The following is a 26,064-nucleotide window of genomic DNA, read 5'->3' as shown; positions in this document are numbered from 1 at the left end:
CAGTCTCAGGCATTTTCTCCCTATTATGAACAAAACATACTTTACTTTGTCTCTATCATAGCTTTTAATTATTTCATTTTGCTATTTATTATATTACATTATGAGTCGACATTCAAATTGTTCTCACGATTTTTTTACTCATTATTCGTTTCGCAAATAATATAGCAATATACCTGCTGCTACAGCTACATTTAAGGACTCACTCTTACCGTATAAAGGAATATACAGATTGGCTGTTGTTTGTGTAAGTAAATCTTTATTTACACCGTTCCCTTCATTACCAACGAGCAATGCAAATTCATCCAGTGGAGCAAAGCTTTGATATTCTTTGCCTCCTTCTAATGCTGTACCGTATACAGGAATATTATTTTCCTTTAACTCCTTCATCCATACATCCAACTTGCCATGGATAATTGGTAAATGGAAGTGACTACCTTGAGCGGAACGTAAAACCTTTGGATTATAAGGGTCCACTGTGCCCTGACCGATGATAACCGCATCCATGCCAGCCGCATCAGCTGTACGAATCATTGTTCCTAAGTTTCCGGGATCTTGCACTTCATCTAATAGTAATAATTTCTTCGTACCAAGCGAATCGAAAGATCTCTCTTCTTCTTGATAACATACGGCCACAATTCCTTGCGGTGTTTGTGTATCAGTTAAGTCTCCAATCACATGTGGCGGTAGGATATAAATCGAACAGTCTCCTACATTCCAACTTTTTGGTATATCCTTTTCCTCACTAATCATTAACTCTTTTACACGATTTTCTTTTAATGCTTCTTCAACAAGGTGAAATCCTTCAACAAGAAAAGTACCTGTTACATCTCTTTCTTTCCTTTTGAGAAGCTTTTTCCACTGCTTCACCTGTGGATTTTTTGCGGATTGTAAGTACTTCATTTTTTCGCTCCTTCAATAAAACACGTGCCATTAATATTTCATTATACCGAAAAACGCATACATAATAAATCTTAAATGAGAAACCCTATAATCGTAACGAATTCTAACGAAGGATGTGTTTACTTTTATGAACTTAAATTTACGTAATGCCATCTTACACAATGTTTCAGGTAATTCACAAGATGAATTAAAAGATACTATTGTTGATGCTATACAAACAGGCGAAGAGAAAATGCTCCCTGGTCTTGGCGTATTATTTGAAGTCATTTGGCAAAATTCATCTGAAACTGAAAAAAAAGAAATGCTAGAGACGTTAGAAAACGGCTTACAATAAGAAAAAAACAGCCTTTCATCAGGCTGTTTTTTTTTCTATTCAAAAGTTATTTTTGCAACTGTATCGTTATCTAGTCTTTTAATAACAGCTGTAATCAGTTTTACTGCGTTTTCAAAATCATCACGATGAAGAATACCCGCATGTGAATGAATATATCTTGTTGCAATTGTAATTGAAAGCGCTGGCACACCTTTATATGTTAAATGTATGGATCCTGCATCCGTTCCACCACCTGGTACAGAATCAAACTGATATGGAATATTGAGCTCATCTGCTGTATCTGTTACAAAATCTCTTAAGCCCTTATGTGACACCATAGAAGCGTCATAGAGAATAATTTGAGGACCATCACCTAATTTACTTAACGCATCCTTTTCTGTTACACCTGGTGTATCTCCTGGTATACCAACATCAACAGCGATACCGATATCAGGCTCAATCATTTGTGCAGCTGTTTTTGCCCCACGCAAGCCAACTTCTTCTTGTACCGTTCCAACCGCATATACTGTATTTGGATGGTTCTCATTTTTCAACCCTTCTAGCACTTTAATTGCAATCGCCAACCCGATTCTGTTGTCCCAAGCCTTCGCAAGTAACATTTTCTCATTGTTCATCACAGTGAATTCAAAATATGGAACAACCATATCTCCTGGTTTTACACCCCAACCTAACGCCTCTTCACGGCTAGAAGCACCGATATCAATGAACATATCCTTGATTTCAATTGTTTTCTTACGCGCTTCTGCTGGCAAAATATGTGGCGGCTTCGAACCAATTACCCCAGTCACATCTCCTTTAGATGTTACAATCGTCACACGTTGGGCTAACATCACTTGTGACCACCAGCCACCAACTGTTTGAAACCGCAAAAAACCTTTATTATCAATACTTGTCACCATAAAACCTACTTCATCTAAATGACCAGCAACCATAATCTTTGGCCCATCTGCTTGACCAATTTTTTTAGCGATTAAACTACCAAGTCCATCAGTGGTTAATTCATCTGCTAAGGGTTCTATGTATTTTTTCATCACTTCACGCACTTCTCGTTCGTTACCTGGAACCCCTCTTGCATCAGTTAGTTCTTTTAGCATCGTTAATGTTTCATCAAGCTTAGACATATTTCGACTCCCTTAATATTATTTAAGCCTATTATACATGGTTAGTCCTTCTTTTGTAAAAACTTAAACTACTTCTTACTGTACTTCATTTCTATAGAACTTATACATATGTGTTAACAAGCAGGATGACTTGAAGGTACCTTTGAGGTTTAGACGCTCACTTATTTTCCGGATGAACCAAACCCTCCGCTGTTTCTTTCTGATTGTGTTAAATCACTTACTTGCGCAAGTTCAACTTGAAAAACTGGTGCTATTACCATTTGGGCAATTCTCATCTGTTTTTCTACGCGGAATTCTTCTTTTCCATGATTAATCAAGATGACCTTCACTTCGCCTCTATATCCCTCATCAATCGTCCCTGGACTATTTAAAACCGTTACACTATGTTTAAGAGCTAAACCACTTCTTGGCCTTACTTGCGCTTCCGTTCCTTTTGGTAACTCCATCTGAATACCGGTGCTAATTAAAGCTGACTGTCCTGATGGTATGATTACATCTTCAACTGAAAATAAATCTAGCCCAGCGTCCCCCTCATTTGCACGGTAAGGCATTTTAGCATCATTGTGAATCAATTTAATGTTTAATATATTCGTCATTGTTTATCCCTCATCTTATTATAGAATGATGTTATTATCTTGTTGCATAAAATTACTTACTAATGGGTATATAAACCGTAAATGTCCCTCAGTTTTTTTCGATTGAAGAGCCAATTATTTTTTACATAACAAAAAAATTATAACAAATTTAAACAAAGTTGAAACCTTTTTCGTTTTTATTCGTAAACACTTAAAAAATGTACAAAGGGGTATTCTTTATGTTATTGATCATTCGCCTATTACTAATCATTTTGATTATTTTGCTCATATATAGCGCCATTAAGTATGTTACAAATCCGATGCGTAAATTAGAAAAAGCCCATAAACAAAAAAAATACTTTTTTTATGACGACGCAAATAACGCTCAGAAAAATTTCTTCATTACTTATAAAGGGGTTATGTTTGAAGGTGAAAAATATCTAGGTACAACAGATAACTCCTTTGATGTGGTTTCAATTTTTATTTGGCCTCATCAGCCATCAGAGTTACAAGGACTTGTTGGCGAGGACTTTATGTTTATCGAAAGCAAATTAAAAAGTCATTATACGAATGCAAAAATCGACTGGAAGAGCCCTGTGAAAGAGCTAATGGATAAAAAGCGTAACCAGTGAAAGATGAGCCCAAACTTTAAGCCCTAACAAAATTTTACAAATTTTGTTAGGGCTATATTTATATCTCTCAGTAGCATTTGCTAGATTTTTACTACAGTCGGTATATTCCTCTTTTCTGCAATCAAATAATTCCCCTCTCAAAGCCAATAAACAAAAAAAGCCAGGATACACGACCCTAACCTTTCATTTATGAAACTTTTTTCACCTTTGTTGTTTTAAAAAATTCTTGCCATTTTATCACAGTCACTTTCTCTCTAATTAGATAGAGAAGAATGGACAAAGACAGTAGAATCATAACAATCATTGTTGGTGTAAATCTACTGATAAATTCACCAAAAACAGTATAAAAGATTGCTAATGGTATATTTGTTAACAAAGCACCTTTGCAGAAATCACGAAATTTCGGGTTTTTTTCTAGCAAGCAAAAGTTAAGTAAATGAAAATGAATAAATGGAATCAAACGAAGAATGGAAATTTGACCAATGGTTAAATTACGATATTCTCCAAACCATTTCTTTTTTAAATGAGATAGTTTTTCATGAAAGGTAGGAAGCTGATAAATTAATATATAAAAAAATAAACAAGATAACATTAACCCTACTAGAGATAAAATACTACCAAATAAACTGCCAAACAATACACCACCAGCAATACAAACAAGTGGCACAGGGATAAAAAGGAACTGCCGCAAAATATGAAATAAAATAAATGCGAATGGAGCGAGAATACCTGCTGTCTCAATAATCCCCTTTGCAAGAGCAAGATGTTCATTCACCTGATAAACGCCCACCTTCCATGAACTATAAGATTCTTGGATGTTAGTACATCATATGGCAACGGCCCTAAAATTATGCCCACTCCATGATGAGATAAACGAGGAATATCAACTGTAACACGGATAAGATAGGAAGACCAAGTTTAAAAGAAAAATGCTTCGTCTTATGTCTATAACGCCTCATTCCCCAAGTCATTCCTATAGCTCCAAACAAAAGAGCCACCAGCCATAGATTTTGCTCACTAATGCGGTATTCTCCCCTTTGCGCTTTTCTTTTATCTATTTTCATCATAATTGCCGCAATGCCATTCAGTATAAAAAAGACGATTATGATAGCAAAAATCATTCCTTACACCCCTATTCTCATGTCGTTATCGAAATTATAGCTGATAAAGTAGATTAATCGTATTTATAAGTTCAAACTCGGTGCCAAAGGTCTTTTAGTTTCATACGCGTGAGATGCTCACTAACGTATATGCTTGAACTTTGCAGGTGTTTATTTTGTCTCCTTTAATTTCAATAGACTAAAAATATAACAAAAAAAGCCACCCCCGAAAGAGCGACTCTTAAACTTTCTTATTTAGAAAGGTTTTGTTTTGCAACAGTTGCTAATTCTGCAAATGCATTTGCATCAGAAACAGCTAATTCTGCAAGCATTTTGCGGTTTACTTCGATACCAGCTAGTTTTAAACCGTGCATTAAACGGCTATAAGAAAGACCGTTCATACGAGCAGCTGCGTTAATACGAGTAACCCATAACTTACGGAAGTCGCGTTTTTTCTGACGACGATCACGATAAGCATAGTTGTAAGATTTCATTACTTGTTGGTTAGCAACTTTATATAAAGTATGTTTAGAACCATAATAACCTTTAGCTAATTTTAATACCTTTTTACGACGTTTGCGAGTAACTGTACCGCCTTTTACACGTGGCATAATATTTCCCTCCTATTTTGCAAGTTTACTTAAGTCCTACTAACATATTGCGGATACGCTTGAAATCACCTGTAGATACAAGAGTACCTTTACGAAGCTTACGTTTTTGTTTTTGAGATTTATTCGCGAACATATGGCTTCTGTAAGCGTGAGAACGTTTTAATTTTCCAGATCCTGTTCTTTTAAAACGCTTAGCAGAACCACGGTGAGTTTTCATTTTTGGCATGTGGAATTCCTCCTCTTACTTTTCGTTTTTAGGTGCAAGTATCATAAACATGCTTCGGCCATCCATTTTTGGATGAGATTCAACTGTTGCGACTTCAGAGCAAGCCTCTGCAAATCGAACAAGAACACGCTGTCCAATTTCCTTATGCGTAATCGCACGACCTTTAAAACGAATGGAAGCTTTTACTTTATCGCCTTTTTCAAGGAATTTGATTGCGTTACGAAGCTTTGTATTAAAGTCATGTTCCTCTATCGTTGGACTAAGGCGAACTTCTTTAACACTGATAATTTTTTGATTTTTACGTGCTTCTTTGTCTTTCTTCTGTTGCTCGAACTTAAACTTACCGTAGTCCATGATACGGCCTACAGGAGGCTTTGCATTCGGTGCTACAAGAACAAGATCAAGATTTACACGTGCGGCTATTTCTAGCGCTTCATTTTTAGATTTGATTCCTAGTTGCTCGCCATTCTGGTCAATAAGACGAACTTCACGGGCACGGATACCCTCGTTTAACAACATATCTTTGCTAATAGTTAGACACCTCCATGGTTTTATATGAACACAATGTTTGGGTCACTTTTCTAAAAGAAGCTTCCAGCTGCACCGAGTGATACAATCGAGGCAAATAAAAAAGTGCGGGTGAAGACACCCACACATTACGTACAATGTTAAAATTCACGTAAACCTGCTAACTGCCTAAAAGCGTCAATCAGGTGAGAAGCGGGCGCTTCTTCTTTACTCAAACTGTATTCAAATTACCTTAGAAAATATATCACAAAGCATAATATTTGTCAAATGGTATTGTTTTTTCACAACATAGAAAATGATATCAAAAGTTACGGTGTTTGGCAACAACTTTTGAAATTTTTTTGTACCCACCTTTATCCAGCTTAACAACATGCATAAAATGATGTTTGAGTTAAGACATGGATAAAGATTCTTAGAACAACAATCAAATCCTTGGTCTGTAATATTTTTATCCTCTTTGAACTTCCTTCTCAATCAATTGTTTAAATTCATTAAAGGAGATAGTTTCTGATTTTTGTTCTCCATATTTACGTACATTAACCGCCTGTTCACTTACTTCATTATCGCCGACAACAAGCATATATGGGATTTTCTGCATTTGTGCTTCACGAATTTTATAACCCATTTTTTCATTACGATCATCGATTTCAACGCGAATTCCTGCAAGCTGTAAATCTTCTTTTACTTTTTTCGCATAATCAAAATGGATATCATTTGAAACTGGAATAACCTGAACTTGAACAGGAGCTAGCCATGTTGGGAATGCACCTTTGTATTCTTCGATAAGGAAAGCAACAAAACGTTCCATCGTTGAAACAACACCACGGTGAATAACAACAGGGCGATGCGGCTTGCCATCTTCCCCAACATAAGATAAGTCAAAACGTTCAGGAAGCAAGAAGTCTAACTGAACAGTTGATAACGTTTCTTCTTTACCTAGAGCTGTTTTTACTTGTACATCAAGCTTAGGACCGTAGAATGCGGCCTCCCCTTCTGCTTCATAGTAAGGCAAGCCAATCTCATCCATTGCTTCTTTTAACATCGATTGTGCCTTTTCCCACATTTGATTATCATCAAAATACTTTTCAGTATCCTCAGGATCGCGATAAGATAAGCGGAACGAATAATCATTAATGTCAAAGTCTTTGTATACTTCGAGAATTAAATTAACAACGCGTATAAATTCTTCTTTAATTTGATCTGGACGAACGAATAGATGGGCATCATTTAATGTCATACCACGCACACGTTGCAATCCTGATAATGCTCCAGACATCTCATAGCGATGCATTGTACCTAATTCAGCGATACGGATTGGTAATTCTCTATAACTATGGATTCCTTGTTTATAAATCATCATATGATGAGGACAGTTCATTGGGCGAAGAACAAGCTCCTCATTATCCATTTTCATTACAGGGAACATATCTTCTTGATAGTGATCCCAGTGTCCTGATGTTTTGTAAAGTTCCACATTTGCCATAATTGGTGTATATACATGGTCATAGCCTAAACGCACTTCTTTATCCACGATATAACGTTCAATATTACGGCGAATTGTTGCACCTTTTGGTAACCATAGCGGTAACCCTTGTCCTACCTTTTGGGAGTTCGTAAAGAGGCTTAATTCCTTACCAATTTTACGGTGATCACGCTCTTTTGCTTCTTCAAGCAAACGCAAGTGTTCTTTTAAGTCATCTTTTGTAAAGAATGCAGTACCATATATACGTTGTAGCATCTTATTGTCGCTATCTCCACGCCAATATGCGCCAGCAATACTTAAAAGCTTAAATTCTTTAATTTTCCCTGTAGAAGGAACATGAACCCCTCGACAAAGATCAAAGAATTCGCCTTGTTCATAAAGGGTAACTGTTTCACCTTCTGGAATGGCGCCAATCAGTTCAACCTTATATTCGTCGCCAATCTCTTCATAGATTTTTAAAGCTTCGTCTCTACTCACTTCTTTACGCACAATCTCAATATTTTCATTGATGATTTTCTTCATTTCTTTCTCGATTTTCGGTAGATCTTCAGGTGTTAATGACTCCTCCATATCGATATCGTAGTAGAAGCCACTCTCAATAACAGGACCTACACCTAATTTAACGTTTTTATATAAACGTTTAATCGCTTGCGCCATTAAATGAGCTGAACTGTGACGCATAATTTCAAGCGCCTCATCACTGCCTTGGGTAATGATCTCCACAGCCGCATCCTCTTCAATTGGACGACGAAGGTCGAATAATTCATTATTCACTTTACCGGCTATGGCTTTCTTTTTTAAGCCAGGGCTGATTGATGATGCGATTTCTTCCGTTGTTGTTCCTTTGGAGAACTCCTTTACTGCTCCATCTGGAAACGAAACTTTAATCATTTCTGACATCATAACTTCCTCCTTGTTTTTGAAAAATAAAAAACTCGCCCCTAAAAAAAGGGACGAGTATCATATACACGTGGTTCCACCCTACTTCTCACTTTAAAAAAGTGACTCGTAGCAAGTTAACGGTCTTGTTGCCGCCAATACTTAATCGACGCCATAGACATCTTTATGTATTGGAGTTCAAAGGTGGTAAGCATTCCATTCGTGTTAGGAAGATTGCAGCCTTGTCTTCCCTCTCTATAAACCGTAAAAGAATACCCATATCCTTATCATTACTGTTCATTGATAATTTCAATATGTAAGTATTATAGTTTTTAATTTACGGAAAATCAAGAGGGTTCACTTATATTTTTACACGCATGCTGTTTACGCATATTAAATTCACTTATATGAAGGGTTTTCAATCTCTCTTCAAAAATATTTTTAATTGTACGAACTAAAGGTTGTTCTTCACTTTCACTATATAAACATATTTCCTCAGGAGCGATTGAGAGTAATGGTGCGATTGTAACTGAATCTACATAGACAGGGTGATTAATTAATAGCCTTCGATCTATCATTGCCGTTAGGTCCATTCGAGAAAGCTCCTCGAAATGCTGATTAAAAAAGCGGACTTCTTCACCTAAATATAAATGAATCGTGGGTAACTTACTTTCTCTATCCTTAATAAAGTCTCTTAAGGTTTGAATAAACATTTGATATTCCTGTTCCATTTTATATTCATCAATAGACAACTCAACATACTTTGTCATATCATCTAAAAGCGGTTTAAGACGAAACTTTATAAAAGCATCATAAGAAAAAGAGATATCATCATGCACTAGGCGATCTATAGCCGCTCGTAATTGCTCGTGTATATCCACTCTCTGTAAAAAAGTAGATAAATCTTCTCTTTGCCCTTCTAATATGGAATGAATGATTTCAAGAATTTGTTGTTGTTCTTCCGAATCTTGATAATAAAACTTCTCGGCCATTATCTTTCTAAACCAACTATCGCATTTACTCTCCATTAAAAAAGCAGAAAATGTTCGTTTTACTTCTTCAATAGATCGTCCACTGCATTGTTCAGGATACATTCTTACTATATATTGACCTTCATTATGAAGAATTGTCGTTTCGCCTTCCGTATAGTTCTGAATCCGGATTGCGTGCTGAAACAGCTCCTCAGCTTCATGCTTATTCCGGAAAATGATCTCTATCAACCAAATCCCCCCTTAACATCTATCTGATTCATATATATGGGAGACTTGGCCAAAATAGAAGTCATGAAGAAAAACTATTGAAAAATTATCTTGCCTAAACCCTTCGATTCGGTCCTTCGACAAGCACAGGATCGGTTAAATATTTAATTCTTTCCATTACTCTTCTTGCCTTCATCCGCTCCTCTTCCCCTCGCTGACTATAGGTCAGGTGATGTTCAAGTCCTTTATAATCAAAGTTTGAGGTGAAAAAAGTCGGTAACTTTTCAAGCATACGATATTGTAGAATCGGCGACAAAATTTCATCTCTTGTCCAACTTGACATCGTTTCTGCACCCATATCATCAAACATAAGTACAGAAGATGATCGAATAGCTTCAAGTTTATCATTTAAAGTCGAATCACTAATTGAGCTTTTCAATTCCCTAAATAATTCAGGCACATAGACAATCATTGATGGAACTTGCTTCAAGGCAAGTTCATTGGCAATCGCACCTAATAAATAAGATTTACCGACACCAAATTGGCCGTATAAATATAACGCCTTCTGACCATCGCCCTTTTTAAAATTCATACAATAGCTAAGAGCTTTATTAACCGCTTCCATTCTTTTTCCATCATCGTTGTACACCGTATCAAAAGTTGCATTTAGTATGTCTTTAGGGACATATAAACTTTGAATCAACTTCTCATTTTTTCTTTTTTCATCATGGATTTGCTTTCGTGGGCATTTATCATATTTAATATCAATCAGGCCACGTTCAATGACGAGCTCTGGGTGGTAACCTTGCATAAAATTGATACAACTATCTAGGCTCGGACAGCGATTACATTCTTTACTTAGCTTGCTATATTCATACAATTTAATTAAGCTTCTTTCAACCATATCTGCTGACAATTCATCCTTATGTGCCGTCAAAAAGGCATGGACATCTGGATCATTTAAAGTCTCTGCTCGTTGCTTTTCATATCTCGTTTTAAAATCTTGATTTCCTGCAAGTTTTTTAAGCGTATCATTGATTCTTTCCATCTATTGTCCACCCCCGTTTCTTCTTTTCATTAGTTCTTGAAATTCCTTCATATTAAGATCTACATGATCATCTTTCTTATCCTGCTTCTGTTGGTCGACAGTTTCATTTTTACTTGTTTCCTCGTCAAACCAATCAGGTAAAAGCTCTGTCCTCGTGACAGCTTTTTTCGTATTAGATTTGGATGAACGTTTCCCTACTTTTTTATTCTCTGCCCATTTCAAATATTGTTGGTGCTCTTTCTTCGCCAGAGCCATGGCATTAGCCGTAGTTTGAATGCTCTTTCTCGCCCAATGACTAGCGATCGTTTCCACATATGCCTTTGTCAGCTTTTTATCTGTTTTACGCATCACATAATCAATCAAAACATTCATCACACCGGGAGGCAACTTTTGGTGAAACATCACATCTTCAAGTATTTTCAATTCCGCTTTTGAAGGTTCCGCCCCCCCAGATAAATCTTTCAAAAATTGAATAGGGGAAGTTGTATCAAAGTATTGAATAAGCTCTTCTTCTTTACTTTTGGGCTTTTCAGTTATTGAGAGACTATGAACAGGCTGAGTTTGCGTAATTAGTGATGGCAATTCGTCACGATGATTCATTTGATACCAATCCCTTGCCGATTTCCGCAATTCATCCATCTCAACTTCATCATCTTCGTTCATCGCGCTTATCATAATATTCTTCATTTCCATAACATCAATATCATATAAAAATGCCAAATTACTAATGGCATCCTTTACTGTTTGCGTAAGTGCTTTTCGGGGAACAAGTGATTCACTAAGGCCCGCTTCCAATAACGAGAAATTAAATGTTTGCAATGGGATTTGAATTTTATTCGCTTCCATTCTATCTACCCATTCACCTTTTGGAGAAACAGATAAGTCATCATTATACTCTTTAGCAAGCTGGTGTCCAGATGTATAAACCTCATGAAAGGCTGTTGTTACATCCTTATAATCAAGAGGAAGGTTTGAATACTCCTCATCACTAAAAAAACGCTTTAGTCTTGTATATTGAGTTTTACCGATTTTTTTATAAAGAAAGATATTGAGCATACCATCTAAGAAAAATGTACTTGGAGAAAGGGGGGGCTGTAATTGATAAATAAATTCACGATTTTCCCCTTCTTTCACATAAACTTTTAGCAAGCCAATTCCTTCAAGTTTTTTTCTTGCTTCATAAATTTCTTTTAAACTTAAGTCCATCATACTCATCAGACCATGATGGTTACGCGAAGATGAAGACCAAATACGGTTTTCCTCCACTTCCATCCATAAGGTCATATATAAACTGTACGCAATGGTCCCAATAAGTGGCTGATAAAGAAATACTAAGATTTTTCGATCATAGTCATGTAACAGCCCATTTAAAGCCACTGTATAATGATCACTAGGGATGACTTCAGTCCAATGCTGGGCCATGAAAAATACCTTCTTTCTTTCATATCTTGAAAAAAATGAGCAAAGAAGCTAAATTCACTTTAGCCTATTTGCTCACCTTTACGCTTGTTCCTTCTTCATTAACTCTTTTAGCTCTTCTATAAATACATTAATATCTTTGAATTGACGATAAACAGAAGCAAAGCGAACATAGGCGACATCGTCAACTTTCACTAGCCTGTCCATAACCATTTCGCCAACATCATCACTTTTCACTTCTGATACTCCGTTGCTTCTTAATTCCTTTTCAACTTGAAAAGTGATATCTTCTAGTTCTTTTAATGCAACCGGTCGTTTTTCACAAGCTTTTATTAGTCCACGCAATATTTTCTCTCTGCTAAACTCTTCTCTTGTTCCTTCTTTTTTCACAACAATCAAAGGAATTTCCTCTACCTTTTCAAAAGTTGTAAACCGATAACCACATTTTTCACACTCTCTTCGTCTTCGTATCGATTTACCTTCATCAACAGGACGAGAGTCTAGCACACGAGTATTATTATGTTGGCATGAAGGACATTTCATACAATCAACTCCGTCTCATCTTTACATTCCTAAAATGTATCTTTACTTACTATCATATAAAAAAGGAGTTGTTAGTACAAGTAGATATGTTTTTTTCATAATAAAAAGAGTGCAATTATTCGCTTGCACTCTTGAAGACTTCTTCTTTATTATAACACATTGGCTTTTGTTGCGTTCTTAACTTGAACAGGACCCATTCCACGAGGAATTTCTATATTCTCACGTGTATCAGCACCTAAAGCTTCTGCTATATAGTCAGCCGCGATATGAGGATTAAGATCACCGCAAGTATAAACATCGATGCTTGCATAGCCATGCTCCGGAAAACTGTGTATAGTTAAATGCGACTCTGAAATAATGACAACCCCACTTACACCTTGTGGTGCAAATTTATGGAATGCCACCTCTCGCACTTCTGCCCCTGATTTTAGTGCAGCTGCTACAAATGTTTGCTCAATAAATGACATATCATTCAATTTTTCAAAATCGCATCCCCAAAGCTCTGAGATGACGTGACGACCCATTGTTTCCATATTCAAATTTCCCCCTTTACTAATTGACATGAATTTCTACTGGGCAAAGCATATAACTACCACGGGGGAAAGTTAGTCCAAAGAGGTCCTAACCCTTTAAGTAGCCATTTAGCGCCTTACTCGTTGAGAAGTTCACGATTTTTAGTATACTTTGTTTAATGTTCTTTTGCAATAAATCCTAGAAAATTTATTTAAGTGAATTTCAATAATAATTACATTTTCACATAAAGAAAGGTGACTAAACATTGTTATCATCAGTGTTCATCCCCTCCATTAAGCAAGGGAAATGTCACAATTTATTCAAATTTTTCATAGACATCATTCAGTAATACGTAACGAAAAGACAATCAAAAAGCTTTTTTATTTAAAAGATTGCCCCAACCTGTGATCATCTATGTAGTAATCAGTTTAACATTTCATTTTATCTACATAGTAAAAATGCAAAAAATAGGCAATCCCATTAAAGGATTGCCTACATAAAATTATGCGTTCACTGCAGATTTATTTAGTTCTTCAGCTACGTATTTCACCAAGTCAACTACACGACAAGAATAACCCCACTCGTTATCATACCAAGCTAAAACTTTTACTTTATTCTCACCAATCATCATTGTGGAAAGCCCATCAATAATAGCAGAGTGTGGATTTGTTGTGAAATCAATTGAAACAAGTGGTTCTTCTGTTATATCTAATATACCTTTTAATTCATTTTGTGCCGCATCTTCAAACGCAGCATTTACCTCATCAATTGTTACATCCCTCTTTAAATCAACAACTAAATCAACAAGTGATACATCTGGCGTCGGCACACGAAGAGCCATACCATGTAACTTGCCTTTTAATTGTGGTAACACAAGAGACAATGCTTTCGCTGCTCCTGTTGAAGTAGGAATAATTGACTGCGCGCAAGCTCTAGCACGGCGAAGATCCTTATGTGGATTATCAAGGTTCTTTTGGTCATTTGTATACGCATGTACAGTCGTCATTAAACCGTTTTCAATGCCGAACTTATCTTCTAATACTTTTGCAACTGGCGCTAAGCAGTTTGTTGTACAAGAAGCATTAGAAATGACATCATGTTCAGCAATGTTAAGCGCTTCATCATTTACGCCCATCACAATGGTTACATCTTCATTTTTCCCTGGAGCCGTTAAAACCACTTTCTTGGCACCTGCATTTAAATGAAGCATCGCTTTATCTTTCGAGTTGAACTTACCTGTAGCTTCAACAACGATATCAATCTCCATTTGTTTCCAAGGAAGTTCCTCAGGGTTACGATTGCTTAGTAATTGAACTCTTTTTCCGTTCACTACAAGCGCATCATCTTCGGGAATCACTTCACCTTGGAATGCACCATGAGTAGAATCATATTTAATTAAATGTGCTAACGTTTCTGGTGGATAACTAGCATTTATTGCTACTACTTCCAATGTATCATCAAGAATGGCCTTTCTAAACACCATTCGTCCTATTCTCCCAAACCCATTAATCGCTATTTTCGCCTTCATCTTACGGCCCCTTCCGTATAAATGTTATACTTTTTTAACCATTTTCATGCTAATAGTATAACATATTAACCACAAAATGTGATGAGCAAATTGCGGATATTTTAAAGTTCCACTATTCAGAAATATTGTGCATGTAAAGAAACCATAAAACGCGTGACATTACGTGAAAAATGCATCGTTACGCCCTATTTCTTTAGCGGAAAAAAATAATCCACTTATTATTGTGGACGAAAAGGGTGGAAATATTACTAATGAAACGTAGAAGTCTAAGTAGTAATTGTGTTTTACTGTTTATCTTTTAATTGTAACAGTAAATCATCTAGTTGCTTCTCTGTACTTGCGAGATCGCCATTATTATCAATTAAAAAATCCGCTAGCTGTACTTTTTCTTCCAATAGCATTTGTGATCGAATACGTGCATTCGCTTCTTCTGCATCAAAACCATTTCTCTCCATCAACCGCTGAAGCTGATTTTCTTTATTAACATACACTAAAACGGTGTAATCCACCATATATGTGAGTTTACTTTCAAATAAGAGCGGAATATCTAGAACGACCATTTTTTCACCATTAGCAACTGCTTCGTCCTTTTGCTCGTTCATTCTCCTCCTTACAGCCGGGTGGACAATACTGTTGAGCTTCATTCTTTCCTCTTCACTATAAAAAACAATGGAACCCAATCTTTGACGGTTAATCTCCCCATTTTCAAGAAGAATCTCTTGGCCAAAATGAGAGACAATTTCATCATAAGCAGTCGCACCTTTTTCAACTGCTCGTTTCGCTTCAACATCTGCATCTATTACTGTAATCGCTCTTTCTTTAAACATGGTGGAAACCGTGCTTTTACCGCTTGCAATTCCACCAGTGAGTCCGATAATAACTGTCATTCTTACTTTCACACCTTTTTCTCAAATTAAATTTTCCAGATTCCAAGTATAATTAAAATTAACCCTGGTATAAACGAACATCGTTGCATCCATTGAGATTTAGAAAATATCGAGCCAATACTCATCCCACCAAAAACAAACAAGGAACTCATAACCGCAACACATATAGCTAAATAATATGGTGAATACCCCAGCATAGCCGCTCCAATGCCTGCACCAAACGCATCCAGTGACAAAGCAAACCCTAATAAAAAGGCTTCAATACCAGTAATTGTACCTGACTTATCAATATCGGCTACCATCGGTTTTCTTAAAATGTTAATAACTACACCCAAAGACTTGATTTCAAAATTCAAAAGAATTTTCTCATGTGGAAGAGCATCCTTATCCTTTTCCTTTTCAGGGCGGAAAAACTGATACAGTACCCAAGCACCTAATACAATAAGGATGATACCTCCAATACTGTTTGCAAAAGCAGGTGAGATAAACTTTGCTATTGTATGACCAATCCCCATTGAAATGAGAAGAGTAAAAGCTGAACAACAAGCAATAATTAAAATCGATTTAATTGGAATCTTCATTTTTCTTAATCCATACGTTAAACCTACACTAAAACTATCTAAGCTAACAGCTATAGCTAGTATGATAAGTGTCATCATCTGCGTCATTTAAAAGAGCTCCTTCCATGAAATGGCTAACATATTATATGGAAGAAGCCCATCCAATGTTATCTATAATCTAGGCTAAGATGACAAAAGAAAATTGTGGTTATTTTTTTTTCGGCTGACATTGTGGACAATAAACAGTCCCACGTCCTCCAGCAATGATTCTCTCAAGCGGTGTAGCACAAACTTTACATTCCTCTCCACGCCGCCCATACACAAATAGCTCTAACTGAAATAATCCTATTTGGCCTTGGGAGTTCACATAAGAACGTATCGTACTGCCGCCTCGTTCCACCGCTTCGGACAGTGTTGCTTTAATTTCCGTATAAAGCTTTTCTACTTCCTGTTTTGTTAATGTTTTAGCAGAGCGCTCTGGGTGAATACCTGCTTTAAACAAAGATTCATCGACATATATATTGCCCAAGCCTACAATTAGTTTTTGATCCAAGAGAGCCGCCTTAATGGGCCGTGCTGTCTTATTCAATACATTTTGTAATATATTTGGCGAAAAGGCATCTGATAAAGGTTCTACACCTAATTGTGAAAGTGGTAGTTGACCAAGCTCATCTCCGCGCTTAAATAAATGCATAGTGCCAAATTTGCGCACATCTTTATACCTTAACTCTGTTCCATCCGTAAAGGAGAAAATCACATGTGTATGTTTATCAATCGTTTCTGATTTCGGATAAACCCCATATCTCCCTTCCATTCGTAAATGAGAAACAAGGGCTAAATCATCTGTATAAAGAATCAAAAATTTTCCGCGACGGGCAACCGCTTTAAATGTCTCCCCTTCTAACGCCTTTGTAAATCGAACGACATCATCTGGTTCTTTCACCATTTTCGGCCAGTGTACCAACACTTGGTCAATCGTCTTTCCGATAATCAACTCTTCTAAAGTTCTTCTTACTGTTTCTACCTCAGGTAATTCAGGCATTCATAATGACTCCTTTTTTCAATCCGATTGTGAACTCTCTTACTTCGCATCAAACCATGTTGGACCGTATGAATAATCTACTTTTAACGGTACTTTTAACTCTACGGCATGCTCCATTACATCTGGAACAATTTCTTTCAGCTTTTCTATTTCTTCAACCGGTGCTTCAAATATCAGTTCATCATGCACTTGTAATAAAAGCTTGGATTGTAATTGTTCATTCTCTAAGCGATCAGCCATGTCAATCATCGCTTTTTTAATAATATCTGCGGCACTTCCTTGAATAGGTGTATTCATAGCCGTTCTTTCCGCAAAGCTGCGAAGATTAAAATTTCGACTTGTGATTTCCGGTAAATATCTACGACGGTGAAGTAAAGTTTCTACAAACCCTTTTTGTTTTGCTTCTTGCACAATATCTTCCATATATTGTTTAACTGCAGGGTAGCTTGTTAAATAGCGATCAATAAATTCTCCAGCTTCTTTTCTTGTAATAGATAGACTTTGTGAAAGGCCGTAATCACTTATCCCGTAAACAATCCCAAAGTTAACTGCCTTTGCATGACGCCGCATATTTGCCGTCACTTCTTCTTTAGAAACATGAAAAACTTCCATAGCTGTCTTCGTATGAATATCTAAATCTTCCTTGAATGCAGAGATTAGCTTTTCGTCACCTGCAATATGAGCGAGAACCCTTAATTCAATCTGTGAATAATCTGCTGCAAAAATAACCCAATCTTTCTTTGAAGGAATAAATGCTTGTCTAATCTTTCTACCTTCTTCTAAGCGAATCGGGATATTTTGTAAGTTAGGGTCTGTAGAACTTAATCTACCCGTTTGCGTTAACGCTTGATTAAAACGGGTATGCACTTTATCTGTTTCTTTATTGACCACCTTTAGTAAACCTTCAATATAGGTGGATTGTAGTTTCGCTAATTGACGATATTCAAGGATTTCTTTGATAATCTCATGTTTGGATTCTAATTTTTCTAATACATCTGCTGAGGTAGAATAGCCCGTTTTTGTTTTCTTCATAACTGGCAAACGCAGCTTATCAAATAAGATTACCCCTAATTGTTTCGGAGAATTAATATTAAATGCTTCTCCAGCATAGGCGTGAATTCGATTCTCAATGGCCGCAAGTTTCTCTAATAGCTCTGTTCCCATTGAACGCAGGCGTTTCAAATCCACTTTAATACCTGCCGATTCCATATCAGCAAGGATCAATGATAAGGGTAATTCTAATTCGTAAAAAAGAGCAGACTGCTGGTTCGTTTGCAGCGACGTATCCAATTTTTCATAAAGCGAATCCATTGCCACTGCTTTCCTTATAATATGAGGAGCAAGCTCTTCTTCCTTTGGAATACTCCTTTTTGCTCCTTTCCCATAAAAAGCTTGGTCAGATTGAACTGCAGAGTATCCGTGATTACGCGCAATAGAAGCTAAATCTTCAATTGTTTCAGAAGGGTTGATAATATAAGCTGCTAAAAGGATATCAAAGTGGATACCTTTTAAATGAATACCATGATGTCTTAGTGAGACTTCAGACCTTTTCGCATCATATACGACCTTTGGAGAGGCATCATCTTCTGCCCATTTTTTAAACACATTCGATTGACAAGCGTTTTTTGTTGAAATAAAGAAGTGTCCATTTTTGTTTGTGACTGCTATTCCAAGAATATCTGCGTAATGATAATTATCCTCTAACACCTCGATATATAATGCACTATCTCCATCCAACTGTTCCTCGGTAAAATCAGTAACAATCTCAAAATTAATTTCTTCAAGCTCGGCCGTTTCATCTTCTGCTAAATCAAAGCTTATTTTTTCTAATAGAGAATTAAAACCGAGGTCTTTAAATAAATGATATAGCTTATCTTCATTCCATCCTTCATAGGCTATTTTATCTAGCTCTACTTCAATCGGCGCTTCTCTTAAAATTGTTGCTAATTCTTTGCTCATTAAAGCTTGGTCTTGAAATTCCTCTAACTTCTCTTTTAATTTGTTGCCACTCACTTGATCTATCGATTGAACTAATTGTTCTAATGTACCAAACTCCTTTAATAATTTTAGTGCGGTTTTCTCCCCGACACCTGGCACACCCGGGATATTATCGGAGCTATCTCCCATTAGCCCTTTCATATCAATAATACGTTCAGGTGAGATACCATACTTTTCCTCGATATGCTGAGGGGTGTACTCTTCTATATCAGTAATCCCCTTTTTCGTAATTCCTACTGTTGTCTTTTCCGAACTTAGCTGTGTTAAGTCTTTGTCCCCTGAAATGACCTTTACTTCAAAATCATCTTGTTCAGCTTTTAAAGATAGCGTACCAATAATATCATCCGCTTCATAATTCTCTAGCTCATAACGAGCAATTTGATAAGCATCTAGTAACTCTCTAATCACCGGGAACTGTTCTGAAAGTTCTGGCGGCGTTTTTTGCCTTCCACCTTTATATTCAGTAAACGTTTTATGTCTAAACGTAGTTTTACCGGCATCAAATGCAACAAGAATATGAGTAGGTTTTTCATCTTCCAAAATGCGCATAAGCATCATCGTAAATCCATAGACTGCATTCGTATGTATGCCTTTATCGTTATTTAATAATGGAAGAGCAAAAAAAGCTCGATAAGCAATACTATTTCCATCTATTAAAACGAGTTTTTTCTTTGTCATCTCGCCACCAACCTCCTTCGCTTCTCACAAAGTCATTTCATTGAATATACTTCGAAAAAAGCCATTATCTATTCTATATTTTATCATGTCTAAAAGAATAAAGAAAAATTAGGAATAGAAATTCATGGGGCTATTGTTCTTTAACGTAAGAGATTTACAAATTTCGAGGAAGTATAGGGTATTTATGGAGGTGGAAACTGTAGAAATTTTTAGGTGATGGTCACTTTGTTAGCGCATAACAGCACAAATTACAATATTATAAATAGCAGATGTTTAATATCCATCCTTTTATTTCATGTTTATCACAGACTAGAACTTCTTTTAAAAAAAGAGAGAGCGGGGTAGCTCTCTCTTCTTCACATCATGTGATGAAGGGGTTTTACAATACTAATTGTAACCCCCTATTGTTAATGACATAAAAAAACAATGTAAACTTTTTGTAAAACTCTTTATTCGCTATCAGGTAACTTCTTATAAAACGTAAGTAAAAAGGCCGTGCCCTTTCCACTCTTGCTTTCAACAGAAATCAATCCCTTATGTGCTTCTAGTAGATGCTTCACAATTGCCAGACCCAGACCTGTACCACCTGAATTTCTACTCCTTGCTTTATCTACTCGATAAAACCTTTCAAAAATTCGCGGAATCTCACTTTCTTTAATGCCTATCCCCGTATCCATTATTTTTATATACACTTTTTGTTGATCTTCTGTTACACGAATAGACACTTTACCTTCATTTGGCGTGTAAGAAATAGCATTGGAAACAATATTAAGGAATATTTGCTTGATTCTGTTAACATCAGCTTCCATTTCGATTATTTCATCTTCACATTTATAATCTATGGTAATTTCTTTTTCCTCCGCACGTCTTTTAACCATCATTACTACTTCATTTAAGACACCAATAATATTCACCTCTTGTATAGAAAGGTGAAATCCTTGTTGCTCAATTTTTGATAAATCAAGCAAATCTTGAATGAGTGTTTGTAATCGTTCACTTTCTTGGAGAATAATCGTTAAGAATTGATTAAGGGCATCTTGATCATCCATTGCTCCATCTAAAAGCGTTTCTGAGAACCCTTTAATAGAAGTTATAGGTGTTTTTAATTCATGTGAAACATTCGCAACGAAATCTCTTCGCACCTGCTCTAATTTCTTTATCTCAGTAATATCATGGAAAACCAAAAGTACACCTTTCCAAACATCATTCGTGCCGATAATCGGAACACCGTAGACTTCAAAATGTTTTCGATGAATGCCAATAAGGATTTGTATTTGCTTTCTTACCTTTTGCTCTGTCATAAATAATTCTTCAATAAGCTCAGTGATTTCTTTATATTCAATGACATTATAATACAGTTCGTCCATGTATTCTGTCACATCAGCATGAAAAACTTCTCTATATGTACGATTCACAAGGTTAATATAACCTTTACTATCTATTAAAATTAGCCCACTACCCATGTTTTCAATGAGTGTACTGAGTCTATCTTGATGCATCTCTCTCGATTTCTCCATATCTTGCAAATTACGTGCAAGAATATTAATTGAGCTATTTAACTTACCTGCTTCACCGACATCATTATCATAGGTTCTTGCCCGATAATTTCCTTTCGCTAATTCAATAGCCACTCTCGTTGCAGAATCAATCGGTCTTGTATATCTATTCGTAATAGCAGCTCCTAAGAATATAATTAAAATTAATGCTAGGCTAAGACAGATAATTAGGATCCACCAGATTTGCGAGTAACCACTTTTTACTTCATCTATTTCGGCACTTAAAAATAAATAATAGGAATTCGTACCTTCATTTAATTCCTTCCAAAAATAATGATAATCGTCGCCTACAACTTTACCAGCCTGCTCATCAGAGTCAGCTGCACCTAATATTTCATTTATTGTCTTACGGTTTTTCATTTGAATTTCTTTATTCACGCTATCAAATATCACTCGATCATTTGCATTGGCAATAGTAACATTAACACCTAACCAGTTAGCAAACTGGTCGACCTTCTCTTGAGTGAGTTGTTCAATTCCACCTATTTCCTCAATCTGGCCTGCTACTAGCTGAATCTCTTTAGATAAGCGTTCATCTATAACATTTATATAATAGGATTTAAATAGCTGACCTAATAACAAGCCTAAACAAAGTAAAACAGCGATAATCAACGTAATGATAGCAAAAAATAGTTTTGAACGAAAAGTTTTCATTCAGGCTTAGGCTCCTCTAGCTTATAACCAAGCCCACGAATCGTTTTAATATATGTTGGTTTTTTTGAATTTTGCTCGATTTTATCTCTTAAGTGACTAATATGAACATCTACAATCCTCGTATCACCCGCAAAATCATAATTCCAAACAGCACTCAGCAATTGATCGCGTGTTAATACTCTACCTTTATTTTTGGCAAGATATAATAGTAGTTCAAACTCTTTTGGTGTCAGCTCAAGTAATTCGTCTTGATAATAGACCTCATATCTATCTGGATAGATTTTCACTCCAGCTATACGTATACTATCATCCTCATCTTCTGAAACAGGTTCGTCAAATTGAGCTTGTGACCTTCTTAAAATGGCCTTTACCCGCGCAACGACTTCTCTCGGACTAAATGGCTTTGTCATATAATCATCTGCACCTAGCTCTAAGCCAAGAACTTTATCGAACTCATCGTCTTTTGCAGTTAACATGAGTATTGGTGTATTCACTTTCTTTTGTCTAATTTGTTTACACACTTCAATTCCATCTAGCTTAGGTAACATCAGATCTAACACTATTAAATCTAGCTGTTCACTTAAAGCAAGATTTTTGCCTTCTTCTCCATCAGATGCTGTTAGTACTTCATAACCTGCTTGTTGCAAATTATATTGTAGTAACGTTACAATTGACTGCTCATCATCAACCACTAGAACTTTTTTATCCATAAAAGCCTCCGATAAATAGATTCCCCATTAGTATAAACCAATTACTTTAGTAAAACCCCTTATATAAATGTATTATAATATAAAAAAGAAAAAAAAGCGTGCCCACGACAAAAAACTAAGCAGTATAAATTACTTTTGCTTAGTTTTTTTGGTTATCTATGCCTTACCATTCATGATTAGAAGTTTTCTAGCACTTTACTGTTGAGACTCTCAAGTGGATAGGGTGGACATACTTTCATTCGGCCATATAAAACCGTTTCATTTTCTTCATTCGTTGCTTGTACCTTCATTTCAATACTATGCTTCTCTTCATCTACATGAATTACTTCCATCAAGAATTCAATTGTAGAATAGTGATAAACAGGTTTAACATATTCTAACTCTTGCTTAAGTATGTGGCTACCCGGTCCAGGGAGATATTTTGAAACACTAGATGAGACCATACCATTCAGCATAATATTGGGTACAATTGGTTTTTTATAAGGTGTTTGCGAAGCATAGTCATGCTGTAAGTATATGGGATTGGCATCATCTGTTAACCCTAGATATAATAATAAATCCCTATCTTCTATTTTTTCCGTAAAGGTCAGCTTCTCTCCAACCGAAATTTCCTCAAGTCTTCTACCTATTTTTCTCTTCTTCCCTAACATGGATGCACCTCCGATTTTTGTAACCGCTTGCAAAAATGAAAATATAAACTAATTTTTCTGTTTATTTATAATTATATTAACATTTTATTTTAATAAGTAAAAGAAAAATAGTAATAATAATTTTCTTTCTATTATAAAGTTAACAAAAAATAAGCGAAGCTCAGGTAAAAGACTGAACTTCGCCAACAAGTACTTTCTTTATATATTAGGTTTACGACAATATCGATATCACCTGACGCACCGACTCAGCTGACTGATCTAGTGCATCCTTTTCTTCTTTTGTTAAATCTAATTCGATGACTTTTTCAATCCCATTTGCACCAAGGATTGTTGGCACACCTAAATAAATACCCTGATAACCAAACTCTCCTTCTAAATAAGCGATTGCAGGAAGTATTCTTTTTTGGTCCTTAATCATAGCCTCTGCCATTTCTACTAAGGCTGCTGCAGGTGCATAGTAGGCACTACCATTCCCTAATAAACTAACGATTTCTCCCCCACCCTTTCGCGTTCGATCGACAATTTGTTCTAAACGATCTTTGGAGATTAATTTTTCTAAAGGGACACCGCCTGCATATGAATACCTAACAAGTGGAACCATATCATCTCCATGACCTCCGAGCACAAATCCTGTTATATCTTTTATAGAGATCTGTAACTCTTGAGCCACAAACGTACGGAACCTGGCACTATCGAGCACGCCCGACTGGCCAATAACTCGGTTTTTAGGAAAGCCTGTTTCTTTAAATATTGTATAAGTCATCGCATCCACTGGATTTGATAACACAATAATAAGTGAATCGGGAGAATACTGTGCAATTTCCTTCGCTACATTCTTCATAATCGTTTCATTTGTTTGAACTAAATCTTCTCGACTCATTCCTGGCTTTCGTGCAATTCCAGCAGTAACCACAACAATATCTGAATCTTTCGTATCTTCATAGTTTGCTGTACCTAAGATATTTGCATCAAATCCTTGAACTGGACTTGCTTCTAACATGTCTAAAGCTTTTCCCTTTGTCGGATTTTCCATTTGGGGAATATCAACTAATACAACATCTGCTAATTCCTTTTGTGCCAATAAAAATGCAGTCGTCGCTCCAGTAAAACCGGCTCCGATAACAGAAACTTTCTTACGCTTGAGTGTAGACACTTGCAACATCTCCTTATATATACATTTACAACTATTCAATTTATAACCGCTTCTTATGAGATTAAAACATGAGGAAACAACTTAATTTCAGATATGATGGAAATTATCTTCTACTGAATTTTGCATCGCAATCAATAAGGATGAGGTTTTTGAATAAAAAGAAAAGCAGGCTCAATTTTCAAATTGAACCTGCTAGATCAAGTTAATTAGTCCATGTTTTTAATTAGGACATCACCGAATTCAGAACATTTCACTTCAGTAGCTCCGTCCATTAGACGAGCAAAGTCATAAGTTACAACTTTAGAAGCAATAGATTTTTCCATAGATTTTTCAATTAAATCAGCCGCTTCATTCCAGCCTAAATGTTTAAGTAAAAGCACACCTGAAAGAATAACAGATGAAGGGTTTACTTTGTCTAACCCTGCATATTTAGGAGCTGTTCCGTGTGTAGCTTCGAAAATCGCATGTCCAGTTTCGTAGTTGATATTTGCTCCTGGAGCAATACCGATTCCACCAACTTGTGCTGCTAACGCATCAGAAATGTAGTCACCGTTAAGGTTCATTGTTGCTACTACATCAAATTCCGCTGGACGAGTTAAGATTTGTTGTAAGAAGATATCAGCAATTGCGTCTTTAACGATGATTTTACCAGCAGCTTCAGCATCAGCTTGTGCTTTGTTTGCTGCATCTACGCCACTTTCATCTTTAATGCGGTCATATTCAGCCCATGTGAATACTTTATCGCCGTATTCTTTTTCAGCTAGTTCGTAACCCCAGTTTTTAAATGCACCTTCAGTAAATTTCATGATATTACCTTTGTGTACAAGTGTTACTGATTTACGACCTTCGTTGATTGCATAGTCAATTGCAGAGCGAACTAGACGAGTTGTTCCCTCTTGAGAAACAGGTTTAATACCGATTCCAGATGTTTCTGGGAAACGAATTTTATTGACACCCATTTCATCTTTTAAGAAAGAGATTAATTTGTTTACTTCATCTGTACCCTTAGCATATTCAATACCTGCATAGATATCTTCAGTATTTTCACGGAAAATGACCATGTCAGTATCTTGTGGACGCTTAACTGGTGAAGGAACACCTTCAAACCAGCGTACTGGACGCAAGCATACGAAAAGATCTAACTCTTGACGCAATGCAACATTTAAAGAACGAATTCCTCCACCAATTGGTGTTGTAAGTGGTCCTTTAATGGCGATTAAGTATTCATTAATTACATCTAAAGTTTCTTTTGGTAACCATTCGCCTGTTTGGTTAAATGCTTTTTCACCAGCTAAAACTTCTTTCCAAGCAATTTTACGCTCACCTTTATATGCTTTTTCAACCGCTGCATCTAATACACGAGAAGCAGATGCCCAAATATCCGGCCCAGTCCCGTCACCTTCGATAAAAGGAACGATTGGTTCGTTTGGTACATTTAAAACACCATTATTTACTGTAATTTTTTCTGCTGCCATAATAATTTCTCCCTCCAATTTCCTTGTGTTAAAAGTAACACATCACAAACTTATCAGAATCA

26 protein-coding genes and 3 other annotated features (1 of these 29 only partly in view) are annotated in these 26,064 nt (G+C 36.2%); of the genes, 2 read left to right on the top strand and 24 right to left on the bottom strand.

What is annotated here, in order from left to right; translation table 11 throughout:
* Window positions 1-68, bottom strand: a binding site (T-box leader) (it extends 182 nt beyond the left edge of the window).
* 73 nt (window positions 69-141) lie between these two features.
* Window positions 142-900: a TrmH family RNA methyltransferase gene (locus MKX29_RS15635; RefSeq protein WP_251162592.1), complete on the bottom strand. Its 759-nt coding sequence runs from the start codon at window positions 898-900 to the stop codon at window positions 142-144.
* Between the two features lie 127 nt (window positions 901-1,027).
* On the opposite strand from MKX29_RS15635, the gene sspI reads away from it, so the two are divergent.
* The gene (gene sspI / locus MKX29_RS15630) at window positions 1,028-1,234 is read left to right on the top strand and encodes a small acid-soluble spore protein SspI (protein WP_095372333.1); all 207 of its coding nucleotides are present in this window, start codon (window positions 1,028-1,030) and stop codon (window positions 1,232-1,234) included.
* 35 nt (window positions 1,235-1,269) lie between these two features.
* Here the strand turns inward: sspI and MKX29_RS15625 are convergent, their stop codons facing one another.
* Window positions 1,270-2,355, bottom strand: a complete 1,086-nt coding sequence (locus MKX29_RS15625; protein ID WP_341106449.1) for a M42 family metallopeptidase — start codon at window positions 2,353-2,355, stop codon at window positions 1,270-1,272.
* 161 nt (window positions 2,356-2,516) lie between these two features.
* Entirely contained in the window at window positions 2,517-2,951 is a 435-nt protein-coding gene (gene dut, locus MKX29_RS15620) for a dUTP diphosphatase (RefSeq protein WP_251162590.1), read from the bottom strand.
* Window positions 2,952-3,169: 218 nt separating this feature from the next.
* Between dut and MKX29_RS15615 the strand changes: the two genes are divergently transcribed.
* On the top strand, window positions 3,170-3,562 hold the full coding sequence (locus MKX29_RS15615; protein ID WP_224935796.1) for a sigma-w pathway protein ysdB: 393 nt from the start codon (window positions 3,170-3,172) through the stop codon (window positions 3,560-3,562).
* 187 nt (window positions 3,563-3,749) lie between these two features.
* Here MKX29_RS15615 and MKX29_RS15610 read toward each other — a convergent pair whose 3' ends face one another.
* The 21 genes from MKX29_RS15610 to icd form a co-directional block, all read right to left on the bottom strand.
* Complete coding sequence (locus MKX29_RS15610; RefSeq protein ID WP_224935795.1) at window positions 3,750-4,337, bottom strand: TVP38/TMEM64 family protein; 588 nt, start codon at window positions 4,335-4,337, stop codon at window positions 3,750-3,752.
* A gap of 73 nt (window positions 4,338-4,410) precedes the next feature.
* Entirely contained in the window at window positions 4,411-4,683 is a 273-nt protein-coding gene (locus tag MKX29_RS15605; RefSeq protein WP_224935794.1) for a DUF1294 domain-containing protein, read from the bottom strand.
* 230 nt (window positions 4,684-4,913) lie between these two features.
* Window positions 4,914-5,273 (bottom strand): 50S ribosomal protein L20, encoded by a 360-nt coding sequence (rplT, locus tag MKX29_RS15600; protein WP_224935793.1) that lies wholly within the window; start codon window positions 5,271-5,273, stop codon window positions 4,914-4,916.
* 25 nt (window positions 5,274-5,298) lie between these two features.
* Window positions 5,299-5,499 (bottom strand): 50S ribosomal protein L35, encoded by a 201-nt coding sequence (gene rpmI / locus MKX29_RS15595; protein WP_095372326.1) that lies wholly within the window; start codon window positions 5,497-5,499, stop codon window positions 5,299-5,301.
* A gap of 15 nt (window positions 5,500-5,514) precedes the next feature.
* A complete protein-coding gene (infC, locus tag MKX29_RS15590) occupies window positions 5,515-6,018 on the bottom strand; it encodes a translation initiation factor IF-3 (RefSeq protein WP_095372325.1) in 504 nt (167 codons plus the stop codon).
* Window positions 6,019-6,120: 102 nt separating this feature from the next.
* Window positions 6,121-6,241, bottom strand: a sequence feature (ribosomal protein L20 leader region).
* 234 nt (window positions 6,242-6,475) lie between these two features.
* On the bottom strand, window positions 6,476-8,410 hold the full coding sequence (gene thrS, locus MKX29_RS15585) for a threonine--tRNA ligase (RefSeq protein ID WP_251162589.1): 1,935 nt from the start codon (window positions 8,408-8,410) through the stop codon (window positions 6,476-6,478).
* 46 nt (window positions 8,411-8,456) lie between these two features.
* Window positions 8,457-8,689 (bottom strand) — a binding site (T-box leader).
* Between the two features lie 47 nt (window positions 8,690-8,736).
* Window positions 8,737-9,609 carry a putative sporulation protein YtxC gene (gene ytxC / locus MKX29_RS15580; RefSeq protein ID WP_341106439.1) on the bottom strand — a complete coding sequence of 291 codons (873 nt, stop codon included), beginning with the start codon at window positions 9,607-9,609 and terminating at the stop codon, window positions 8,737-8,739.
* A 94-nt stretch (window positions 9,610-9,703) separates the two neighbouring features.
* On the bottom strand, window positions 9,704-10,636 hold the full coding sequence (dnaI, locus tag MKX29_RS15575; RefSeq protein ID WP_341106437.1) for a primosomal protein DnaI: 933 nt from the start codon (window positions 10,634-10,636) through the stop codon (window positions 9,704-9,706).
* A complete protein-coding gene (locus MKX29_RS15570; protein WP_341106435.1) occupies window positions 10,637-12,058 on the bottom strand; it encodes a replication initiation and membrane attachment family protein in 1,422 nt (473 codons plus the stop codon).
* Window positions 12,059-12,136: 78 nt separating this feature from the next.
* A complete protein-coding gene (nrdR, locus tag MKX29_RS15565; RefSeq protein ID WP_095372321.1) occupies window positions 12,137-12,598 on the bottom strand; it encodes a transcriptional regulator NrdR in 462 nt (153 codons plus the stop codon).
* 149 nt (window positions 12,599-12,747) lie between these two features.
* Complete coding sequence (gene speD / locus MKX29_RS15560) at window positions 12,748-13,131, bottom strand: adenosylmethionine decarboxylase (RefSeq protein WP_095372320.1); 384 nt, start codon at window positions 13,129-13,131, stop codon at window positions 12,748-12,750.
* Between the two features lie 482 nt (window positions 13,132-13,613).
* Window positions 13,614-14,639: a glyceraldehyde-3-phosphate dehydrogenase gene (locus MKX29_RS15555; protein WP_095372319.1), complete on the bottom strand. Its 1,026-nt coding sequence runs from the start codon at window positions 14,637-14,639 to the stop codon at window positions 13,614-13,616.
* A 284-nt stretch (window positions 14,640-14,923) separates the two neighbouring features.
* Window positions 14,924-15,526, bottom strand: a complete 603-nt coding sequence (coaE, locus tag MKX29_RS15550) for a dephospho-CoA kinase (RefSeq protein ID WP_281202186.1) — start codon at window positions 15,524-15,526, stop codon at window positions 14,924-14,926.
* A gap of 26 nt (window positions 15,527-15,552) precedes the next feature.
* Window positions 15,553-16,194, bottom strand: coding sequence for a sporulation membrane protein YtaF (gene ytaF, locus MKX29_RS15545; RefSeq protein WP_224935787.1), 642 nt, complete (start codon window positions 16,192-16,194; stop codon window positions 15,553-15,555).
* Between the two features lie 100 nt (window positions 16,195-16,294).
* Window positions 16,295-17,128, bottom strand: coding sequence for a DNA-formamidopyrimidine glycosylase (gene mutM / locus MKX29_RS15540; RefSeq protein ID WP_281202185.1), 834 nt, complete (start codon window positions 17,126-17,128; stop codon window positions 16,295-16,297).
* A gap of 39 nt (window positions 17,129-17,167) precedes the next feature.
* Complete coding sequence (gene polA / locus MKX29_RS15535; RefSeq protein ID WP_341106430.1) at window positions 17,168-19,804, bottom strand: DNA polymerase I; 2,637 nt, start codon at window positions 19,802-19,804, stop codon at window positions 17,168-17,170.
* 449 nt (window positions 19,805-20,253) lie between these two features.
* Window positions 20,254-22,014 carry a two-component system histidine kinase PnpS gene (pnpS, locus tag MKX29_RS15530; RefSeq protein WP_341106428.1) on the bottom strand — a complete coding sequence of 587 codons (1,761 nt, stop codon included), beginning with the start codon at window positions 22,012-22,014 and terminating at the stop codon, window positions 20,254-20,256.
* On the bottom strand, window positions 22,011-22,724 hold the full coding sequence (locus MKX29_RS15525; protein WP_224935783.1) for a response regulator transcription factor: 714 nt from the start codon (window positions 22,722-22,724) through the stop codon (window positions 22,011-22,013). The genes pnpS and MKX29_RS15525 overlap by 4 nt, the downstream gene beginning before the upstream one ends.
* Window positions 22,725-22,900: 176 nt before the next feature.
* Window positions 22,901-23,374, bottom strand: coding sequence for a MaoC/PaaZ C-terminal domain-containing protein (locus MKX29_RS15520; protein ID WP_095372313.1), 474 nt, complete (start codon window positions 23,372-23,374; stop codon window positions 22,901-22,903).
* Between the two features lie 211 nt (window positions 23,375-23,585).
* The gene (mdh, locus tag MKX29_RS15515; RefSeq protein ID WP_251162679.1) at window positions 23,586-24,536 is read right to left on the bottom strand and encodes a malate dehydrogenase; all 951 of its coding nucleotides are present in this window, start codon (window positions 24,534-24,536) and stop codon (window positions 23,586-23,588) included.
* A 197-nt stretch (window positions 24,537-24,733) separates the two neighbouring features.
* A complete protein-coding gene (gene icd / locus MKX29_RS15510) occupies window positions 24,734-26,005 on the bottom strand; it encodes an NADP-dependent isocitrate dehydrogenase (protein ID WP_180317068.1) in 1,272 nt (423 codons plus the stop codon).
* Between the last annotated feature and the right edge of the window lie 59 nt (window positions 26,006-26,064).

Source organism: Cytobacillus sp. FSL R7-0696 (genome assembly GCF_038006865.1).
In the GTDB taxonomy this organism is placed as follows: Bacteria; Bacillota; Bacilli; order Bacillales; family Cytobacillaceae; genus Cytobacillus; species Cytobacillus kochii.
The sequence above is the reverse complement of the archived record's forward strand: the minus strand, read 5'-3'. Positions and strand labels throughout refer to the sequence as shown.

What these genes read in the sequence shown, in the direction of transcription:
- MKX29_RS15635 (WP_251162592.1), bottom strand. Translation starts at nt 900, where the DNA reads ATGAAGTACTTACAATCCGCAAAAAATCCACAGGTGAAGCAGTGGAAA.
- sspI (WP_095372333.1), top strand. Translation starts at nt 1,028, where the DNA reads ATGAACTTAAATTTACGTAATGCCATCTTACACAATGTTTCAGGTAAT.
- MKX29_RS15625 (WP_341106449.1), bottom strand. Translation starts at nt 2,355, where the DNA reads ATGTCTAAGCTTGATGAAACATTAACGATGCTAAAAGAACTAACTGAT.
- dut (WP_251162590.1), bottom strand. Translation starts at nt 2,951, where the DNA reads ATGACGAATATATTAAACATTAAATTGATTCACAATGATGCTAAAATG.
- MKX29_RS15615 (WP_224935796.1), top strand. Translation starts at nt 3,170, where the DNA reads ATGTTATTGATCATTCGCCTATTACTAATCATTTTGATTATTTTGCTC.
- MKX29_RS15605 (WP_224935794.1), bottom strand. Translation starts at nt 4,683, where the DNA reads ATGATTTTTGCTATCATAATCGTCTTTTTTATACTGAATGGCATTGCG.
- rplT (WP_224935793.1), bottom strand. Translation starts at nt 5,273, where the DNA reads ATGCCACGTGTAAAAGGCGGTACAGTTACTCGCAAACGTCGTAAAAAG.
- rpmI (WP_095372326.1), bottom strand. Translation starts at nt 5,499, where the DNA reads ATGCCAAAAATGAAAACTCACCGTGGTTCTGCTAAGCGTTTTAAAAGA.
- infC (WP_095372325.1), bottom strand. Translation starts at nt 6,018, where the DNA reads ATGTTGTTAAACGAGGGTATCCGTGCCCGTGAAGTTCGTCTTATTGAC.
- thrS (WP_251162589.1), bottom strand. Translation starts at nt 8,410, where the DNA reads ATGTCAGAAATGATTAAAGTTTCGTTTCCAGATGGAGCAGTAAAGGAG.
- dnaI (WP_341106437.1), bottom strand. Translation starts at nt 10,636, where the DNA reads ATGGAAAGAATCAATGATACGCTTAAAAAACTTGCAGGAAATCAAGAT.
- MKX29_RS15570 (WP_341106435.1), bottom strand. Translation starts at nt 12,058, where the DNA reads ATGGCCCAGCATTGGACTGAAGTCATCCCTAGTGATCATTATACAGTG.
- nrdR (WP_095372321.1), bottom strand. Translation starts at nt 12,598, where the DNA reads ATGAAATGTCCTTCATGCCAACATAATAATACTCGTGTGCTAGACTCT.
- speD (WP_095372320.1), bottom strand. Translation starts at nt 13,131, where the DNA reads ATGGAAACAATGGGTCGTCACGTCATCTCAGAGCTTTGGGGATGCGAT.
- MKX29_RS15555 (WP_095372319.1), bottom strand. Translation starts at nt 14,639, where the DNA reads ATGAAGGCGAAAATAGCGATTAATGGGTTTGGGAGAATAGGACGAATG.
- coaE (WP_281202186.1), bottom strand. Translation starts at nt 15,526, where the DNA reads ATGACAGTTATTATCGGACTCACTGGTGGAATTGCAAGCGGTAAAAGC.
- ytaF (WP_224935787.1), bottom strand. Translation starts at nt 16,194, where the DNA reads ATGACGCAGATGATGACACTTATCATACTAGCTATAGCTGTTAGCTTA.
- mutM (WP_281202185.1), bottom strand. Translation starts at nt 17,128, where the DNA reads ATGCCTGAATTACCTGAGGTAGAAACAGTAAGAAGAACTTTAGAAGAG.
- polA (WP_341106430.1), bottom strand. Translation starts at nt 19,804, where the DNA reads ATGACAAAGAAAAAACTCGTTTTAATAGATGGAAATAGTATTGCTTAT.
- pnpS (WP_341106428.1), bottom strand. Translation starts at nt 22,014, where the DNA reads ATGAAAACTTTTCGTTCAAAACTATTTTTTGCTATCATTACGTTGATT.
- MKX29_RS15525 (WP_224935783.1), bottom strand. Translation starts at nt 22,724, where the DNA reads ATGGATAAAAAAGTTCTAGTGGTTGATGATGAGCAGTCAATTGTAACG.
- MKX29_RS15520 (WP_095372313.1), bottom strand. Translation starts at nt 23,374, where the DNA reads ATGTTAGGGAAGAAGAGAAAAATAGGTAGAAGACTTGAGGAAATTTCG.
- mdh (WP_251162679.1), bottom strand. Translation starts at nt 24,536, where the DNA reads ATGTTGCAAGTGTCTACACTCAAGCGTAAGAAAGTTTCTGTTATCGGA.